The sequence below is a fragment of the Holdemania filiformis DSM 12042 genome, assembly GCF_000157995.1.
Lineage (GTDB): Bacteria > Bacillota_I > Bacilli_A > Erysipelotrichales > Erysipelotrichaceae > Holdemania > Holdemania filiformis.
This window is the reverse complement of record NZ_GG657551.1, coordinates 132,896-138,645: the sequence shown is the minus strand read 5'-3', so window position 1 is coordinate 138,645 and position 5,750 is coordinate 132,896. Positions and strand designations below refer to the sequence as shown.

The 5,750-nt window shown below is 51.0% G+C and carries 7 protein-coding genes; all 7 read left to right on the top strand.

The genetic code is table 11. From position 1 onward, the window contains the following. Nucleotides 1-131: 131 nt before the first annotated feature. The 7 genes from HOLDEFILI_RS00640 (at nt 132) to HOLDEFILI_RS00610 (ending at nt 5,561) form a co-directional block, all read left to right on the top strand. Entirely contained in the window at nt 132-836 is a 705-nt protein-coding gene (locus HOLDEFILI_RS00640) for an N-acetylmannosamine-6-phosphate 2-epimerase (RefSeq protein WP_006057368.1), read from the top strand. Between the two features lie 98 nt (nt 837-934). Then, nucleotides 935-1,696 carry a PTS mannose/fructose/sorbose/N-acetylgalactosamine transporter subunit IIC gene (locus HOLDEFILI_RS00635; protein WP_006057367.1) on the top strand — a complete coding sequence of 254 codons (762 nt, stop codon included), beginning with the start codon at nt 935-937 and terminating at the stop codon, nt 1,694-1,696. Further along, nucleotides 1,696-2,547: a PTS system mannose/fructose/sorbose family transporter subunit IID gene (locus HOLDEFILI_RS00630; protein ID WP_006057366.1), complete on the top strand. Its 852-nt coding sequence runs from the start codon at nt 1,696-1,698 to the stop codon at nt 2,545-2,547. The genes HOLDEFILI_RS00635 and HOLDEFILI_RS00630 overlap by 1 nt, the downstream gene beginning before the upstream one ends. Before the next feature lie 56 nt (nt 2,548-2,603). Beyond that, a complete protein-coding gene (locus HOLDEFILI_RS00625; protein ID WP_006057365.1) occupies nt 2,604-3,083 on the top strand; it encodes a PTS sugar transporter subunit IIB in 480 nt (159 codons plus the stop codon). 58 nt (nt 3,084-3,141) lie between these two features. Further along, nucleotides 3,142-4,065 (top strand): hypothetical protein, encoded by a 924-nt coding sequence (locus HOLDEFILI_RS00620; protein WP_006057364.1) that lies wholly within the window; start codon nt 3,142-3,144, stop codon nt 4,063-4,065. Between the two features lie 101 nt (nt 4,066-4,166). Continuing rightward, a complete protein-coding gene (locus HOLDEFILI_RS00615; RefSeq protein WP_050766896.1) occupies nt 4,167-4,610 on the top strand; it encodes a PTS sugar transporter subunit IIA in 444 nt (147 codons plus the stop codon). A 222-nt stretch (nt 4,611-4,832) separates the two neighbouring features. Further along, entirely contained in the window at nt 4,833-5,561 is a 729-nt protein-coding gene (locus tag HOLDEFILI_RS00610; protein WP_006057362.1) for a DUF2238 domain-containing protein, read from the top strand. Nucleotides 5,562-5,750: the final 189 nt, after the last annotated feature.

The following is a 5,750-nucleotide window of genomic DNA, read 5'->3' as shown; positions in this document are numbered from 1 at the left end:
TACCCTGAATTATCCCTTGGAAAATGAATAAATAATTTAATTTTTACCTGTTTTTGTTCTGTTCTGCGCTATCTTGCATAAGTTTTATAAAGGTGTACCTTTGCGGACACGAAAAAGAGAGAGGAGCCGTTATGAGAAAAGAGGAAATTTTTCAACAGATTCGAGGAAAACTGATCGTTTCCTGTCAAGCCAACGAGGAAGAAAATCCATTTAATCCCCCGGAGGAAATGACGAGAATGGCCAAAGCCGCGGCGATCGGCGGCTGTGCGGGTTTCCGGGCGAACCGGCCGGAGAATGTGCGGATGATCAAAGAAGCCTTCCCGGATAAAGTCATGATCGGAATCTGGAAAGTGGTCACCGAAGGCTGCGATGTGTATATCACCCCGACGATGAAAGAAGTCGAAGTGCTGCGGGAGATCGGCAGCGATATCATCGCCGTAGACGGCACCGACCGCAATAACTGCAACGGACGCAAAGCCTATGAGCTGATTCGCGAGATCAAGGAAACGTATCCGGATCAGGTCGTCATGGCCGACATCGCCACGATCAACGACGCCCGCCACAGTGTGGAAGCGGGTGCGGACATCATCTCGACGACGTTGTCCGGGTATACCGAGGACAGTCTGGATCGTTACGCTCTGGGAACGGATTTTGATCTGATCGAACAGATCCGCAAGGAATTCCCGGAGGTCTTCATCAATGCCGAAGGCCGGATCTGGACGCGGGAAGAAGCGAAAAAGGCGTTTGAATGCGGCGCCGATGTGATCGTCGTGGGCACGGCGATTACCAATCCGATGAGCATCACAAAACGATTTGTTGATTATATCAAGAAGTAGGCATGGTGGGACTGCCTGCTGAATTAACTAGAACAGGAGGTTGGGAAAACAAAAAGAGAGGGCGGCAATAAAGGAAAATCCTAGAGAGGAGGTACAATATGAATATTGGACTAGGATATGCTTTATTTGTTTCTGTTGTGTGTGCATTCTTTGGATGGACAAACTATGGCTTCGTCAACTTACAGACAACCAAACCGGTCGTCTGCGGCGCTTTGGTCGGTCTTATTTTGGGGGATTTAAGAACGGGCATTATTATCGGCGGTACGCTGACGTTGGTTTACATGGGCGTGCAGGGCGTCGGTGCGGCGATTCCGGTCAATGCCACGACGGCGACGACGGTAACGACGGCGCTGTGCATTATTACCGGCGTCGAAATGGAAACGGCGATTGCGATCGCGGTTCCGGTTTCCGTTATGGGTCAGCTGGGCCGGATGGCGGCTTGGACGATCAACACACCGTTAATGCATATTGCGGATAAATACGCGGAAACGGCGGATTACAAGAAGATGACCCGGCTGCAGCTGGTCGGCTCGCTGGTGTTCTTCATTACGGAATTCATCCCGGTCTTCCTGTGCATTTACTTTGGTTCCAGCTTTGTTACCATGGTCAACGAAAATATGCCGGTCTGGATCTCTGAATGGCTGACAGCCGCTACGGGTATGCTTCCGGCGTTAGGCTTCGGCATGCTGCTGGCGATGATGTATAAAGTCAAATACATTCCGTTCTTTATCGTCGGTTTCGTAATGTGCGCCGTTTTCGGCGGCTCGCTGCTGGCGATCGCGCTGCTGGGCGTTTCGATGGCAATCTTTGTCTTCTTCTTCGGCCCGCAGGGTAAACGGAGAAAAGGAGGTGCGATCTAATGACGGAAAACAGAATGGAACAGCCTGTTAACGAGAACAAGATCATTTCGTTGGAACGCAAAGAACTGATGGGCGTCTTCTTACGATTCGCCTGCTTCCCGATGGTCACGATCAACTACGAACGTTTCCAGACGCTGCAGTATTTCTCGGCGCTGGCTCCGGTTCTTAAAAAATTATATCCAAACAAAGAAGATCAGATTTCTGCGGCAAAGCGCCACATGGCGTTCTACAACACGACGCCGGAATGGATGGGCTTCACGCTCGGTATGAACTGCGCGCAGGAAGAACAGATCGCCAATATGCCGTATGGCGAGGAACGCACAGCGCTGGAAGAATCCGTCAATACGATCAAGGCGTCCTTAATGGGACCGCTGGCCGGCATCGGTGATTCACTGCGGGCAACCGTTGAAGCGATCATCGGCGCACTGGCCGCCGGCTTCGCAATGAACGGCTCGATCTTCGGCGCGATCCTGTTCTTTGTCTTAGGCAACGCGTACTACTTTGGAATTTCCTATTTTGGATTCTTCTATACCTATAAGAATGGTATGAAGGTTATCCGTGATATGAACAAGTCCGGAATTCTGGACCGCCTGATGGAAAGCGCCACGATCCTGGGCATGACCGCGGTCGGTGCGCTGATTCCTTCCTGGGTCGGCTTCAAGCTGACCAGCGCGATCCAGATCGGCGATTACGTTTTGAACATTCAGCAGGAATTGGACAACATCATCCCAGGTCTGGCGCCGTTAGCGCTGACGATCTGTCTGGCATGGCTGTATAAGAAGAACGTTTCTTCTTTGAAGCTGGTCGGTTTGATCTTCGTCTTCTCGCTGATCATTTCCCTGATTCTGTAATTATCAATATGTAATCCAGGGCGGAATTCACTACGATTTGAAAGGAGAAATAGAATATGGCAGTTATTCAGTATCGACTGGACGGAAGAATGCTGCACGGCCAGGTCAGTAACTTTGCGCGCGCGCTGAACATCGAGGAGTTTGTGGTGATCAACGAAAAAACGGCGAACGATCCGACCCAGGTCATGCTGCTGGAATTGGCGGCGCTCAACGCCGAGGTTGACGCGGTTTCCCCGCAGGACGCCTATGAATTATTGACCAGTGATGAGCTGGAAGACTACCGCGTGATGGTTGTTTTCAAAGAGATCTTCGACGCCGTGGAACTGGTCAAACTCGGCTATTCCATGAAGGAGATTGTCATCAGCGGCATGTACGCCAAAGATAATGAAAATAAGGTCAAAGCGGAAGCTTGCTTGTTTGTCGACGATAAAGATAAAGAAGCGTTCCGTTTTCTGGAAGATCATGGTGTTCTGCTCACGCATCAGATTTCACCGGAATATAACAAAAAAATGGTTCATGATCTCGTAAAGTTTTAACGGAACAAGGCCGGCTGTGTGCGTCGGCCTTTTCTCACTGGGAAAGGAAAGAAACACGATGGAGGTTCAGGATAACATGAAGGAACGCCTGCTGACAATGTGTCAGCGGATGGCGCGGCGCAAGAGCGCAGGTCAGAAGAAACGAACGCTGCTGCAGTTAAGCGAGATGTTGGGAACGCTGGGCTACCGCACAACATTGATCGGGAAAAAAGGGATTCATGGACAACAGCTGATCGGCGGCGATCCGGAACATGCCCGTCTGATCGTGGCCGCGGATTTCAATCTGCGCGAAGCCCGGATGATTCCCGGCCGGCAGCGGCTGCTTGATCAATCGGCGAACCGGAAAAATCAACTGGATAATCTGACGGTGACGCTGGTGCTGAGCGTACTGCTGGCTGTCATGGGCGTGCTGCTGTGCATCGCGGGAACCAAGGAGGCCGGCCGCTGGTACTTGTTTTTAATGGCAGCGCTGGTTTTCCTGTTCGCTTTCGGACTGGGCCGCAGACAGGCAGTGGGCAATGCCGGAAAGAATGCGGCGTTGTTTGCGATGCTGGAATGCGCCCGTACTTACCGAAACCGGCCGATCGCGTTCTGTTTCCTGGAAGAAACCGGAACGGAGCTGGGTTTGCAGCAGCTGCGCGAGCATTTCCCGCAGGCGAGGCTGGTCTATTTGAATCAGCTGGGCCGGGAAAAAGCGCTCTGCGCTATCCTGAAAGGAAAGGAAGCGAAGCTGCGGGAGCATTGCGCACAAGGGTGGCCGGAAATCACGGTACAGGCGGCAGAGGAACCGGATGACAGCCTGATCCGCAGCTGGAACAGCGGTATTTTGATCAGCACGGCGGATCCCGCTTCAATGACCTGTGAAATGCCGGGCGGTAAGTTCGACGTGCAGATGGACAGCGATCAAATCCGTCAGGCAGTCAGCTTGATCGGCGGACTGATCCAGCCGGAAAATAACGCAGCGGATCCTTCATCAGTGTGAATCTGATACAAACACACGGGATGAAATCAAAAAACGAAGAAGAATCAAGAGAAGAAAGAGACAGGCAGTTTTATCAGAAAACGGACTGCCGGGAGGTAGCTATGAAAGGTATTTTGTTAATCAGTCACGGACCGTTGGCCGAAGGAATGTTGAAAACGGCGGAAATCTTTTTCGGTGAAAACATTCCGCAGATGAAAGCGGTCGTTTTGAATACGCAGGATGACCCGGAGGATTTCCGCGGCCGGCTGCAGGAAGCGGTCAAGGAGGTCGATACCGGCGAAGGCGTGCTGGTCTTCGCGGATTTGTTGGGCGGTACGCCGTGCAATCAGTCGGCATTTGTGCTGAACGAACAGATCACGGTGCTGACGGGCATGAATTTGCCGATGGTCATGGAATGTCTGGGTCTGCGCATGGGCGGTGAAATTTCAACGGACACACTGGAAGAAACCGCAAAAACCGGCATTGTCAATTTCAATAAGATGCTGGAAGAAAAGAAAAAAGCGGGACGCAGCCGTCGCCGCAGTAAGGAAGAAACAACGGAATAATCCCTGTCAACGACACAAGGTTGAAATCAGGAATCAGAGCAGCCTACCGCTTTGGTCTCTGATTTTTTTGTCGTTGCCGGGTGCGGCAGAGGCCGGTCAGTTGATGAAATCTGTGTAAAGGGAGAACAGATTCCGTTATTTTAAAACGAAACGAAGAATAATCGTTGCAAGTCATGGGCGTCCTGATTAAAATAAGTACTATGTTTGAAAAGAGGGAAAGATATGAAGAAAAAATTCAACTGGAATTCGTTTATTTATAACTTCGTTTTTGTCACGATGATTCTGTCCGTCATCTTCCTGGTCATTCGGATCACCATGGCGCCGGCGGAAGCGGTGGCGGAGGATGTGCGTGTTAAGAGCGACTATCTGTTAATGCTGGTGCAGTGCATTCTGGGCGTCGTGGCGATGCGGCTGCCGGATTTTATCGAGCACAAGATCCAGATTCATATTCCCAGCAACATGCTTCTGTTGTACGCGGTTTTTCTGTACTGCGCGATCTATCTGGGGGAAGTGCGGGCGTTCTATTACAATGTGCCGCATTGGGATACAATCCTGCATACCTTCAGCGGCGGGATGCTGGGAGCGCTGGGCTTTTCCTTCGTCACGATCTTAAATAAATCGGAAAAGATCCCGATGAACCTTTCTCCGGTCTTTGTCGCGGTCTTCGCGTTTTGCTTTGCGGTGACGCTGGGCGTCTTCTGGGAAATCTATGAATTTACCTTTGACGGCATCCTGCGTCTGAACATGCAGAAGTTCATGTTGGAAAACGGGACGCAGCTGATCGGCCGGGCGGCGTTATTGGACACGATGAAGGATCTGATCGTCGACTGTCTGGGCGCGTTTATCATGTCCTTCGTCGGCTATTTGTCGCTGCGTTACAAAACGGGTTTTATTGAAAAGCTGCAGCTGAAATGGCGCAAGGGCGCGATCAAGGATAACAAAACGGCGTAGCGGAGAAGCGGGCAGTTTAGAATAAACGGGGCAAAAAACAAATTGAGAAAAAACCTTGAAATAACTCAAGAATGGAATATACTATAGGTGTAGGGACGCTTGAGAAAGCGATACCCATCGTTCGCTATCTCTTCATTGAAGGGAAGCGGTGGATAGATAAGTGCCGGGGATCTTTGTGGGATGCGGCAC

Bases quoted from the DNA above. Each gene is read 5' to 3' on its own strand.
- HOLDEFILI_RS00640 (WP_006057368.1), top strand. From the start codon at position 132: ATGAGAAAAGAGGAAATTTTTCAACAGATTCGAGGAAAACTGATCGTT.
- HOLDEFILI_RS00635 (WP_006057367.1), top strand. From the start codon at position 935: ATGAATATTGGACTAGGATATGCTTTATTTGTTTCTGTTGTGTGTGCA.
- HOLDEFILI_RS00630 (WP_006057366.1), top strand. From the start codon at position 1,696: ATGACGGAAAACAGAATGGAACAGCCTGTTAACGAGAACAAGATCATT.
- HOLDEFILI_RS00625 (WP_006057365.1), top strand. From the start codon at position 2,604: ATGGCAGTTATTCAGTATCGACTGGACGGAAGAATGCTGCACGGCCAG.
- HOLDEFILI_RS00620 (WP_006057364.1), top strand. From the start codon at position 3,142: ATGGAGGTTCAGGATAACATGAAGGAACGCCTGCTGACAATGTGTCAG.
- HOLDEFILI_RS00615 (WP_050766896.1), top strand. From the start codon at position 4,167: ATGAAAGGTATTTTGTTAATCAGTCACGGACCGTTGGCCGAAGGAATG.
- HOLDEFILI_RS00610 (WP_006057362.1), top strand. From the start codon at position 4,833: ATGAAGAAAAAATTCAACTGGAATTCGTTTATTTATAACTTCGTTTTT.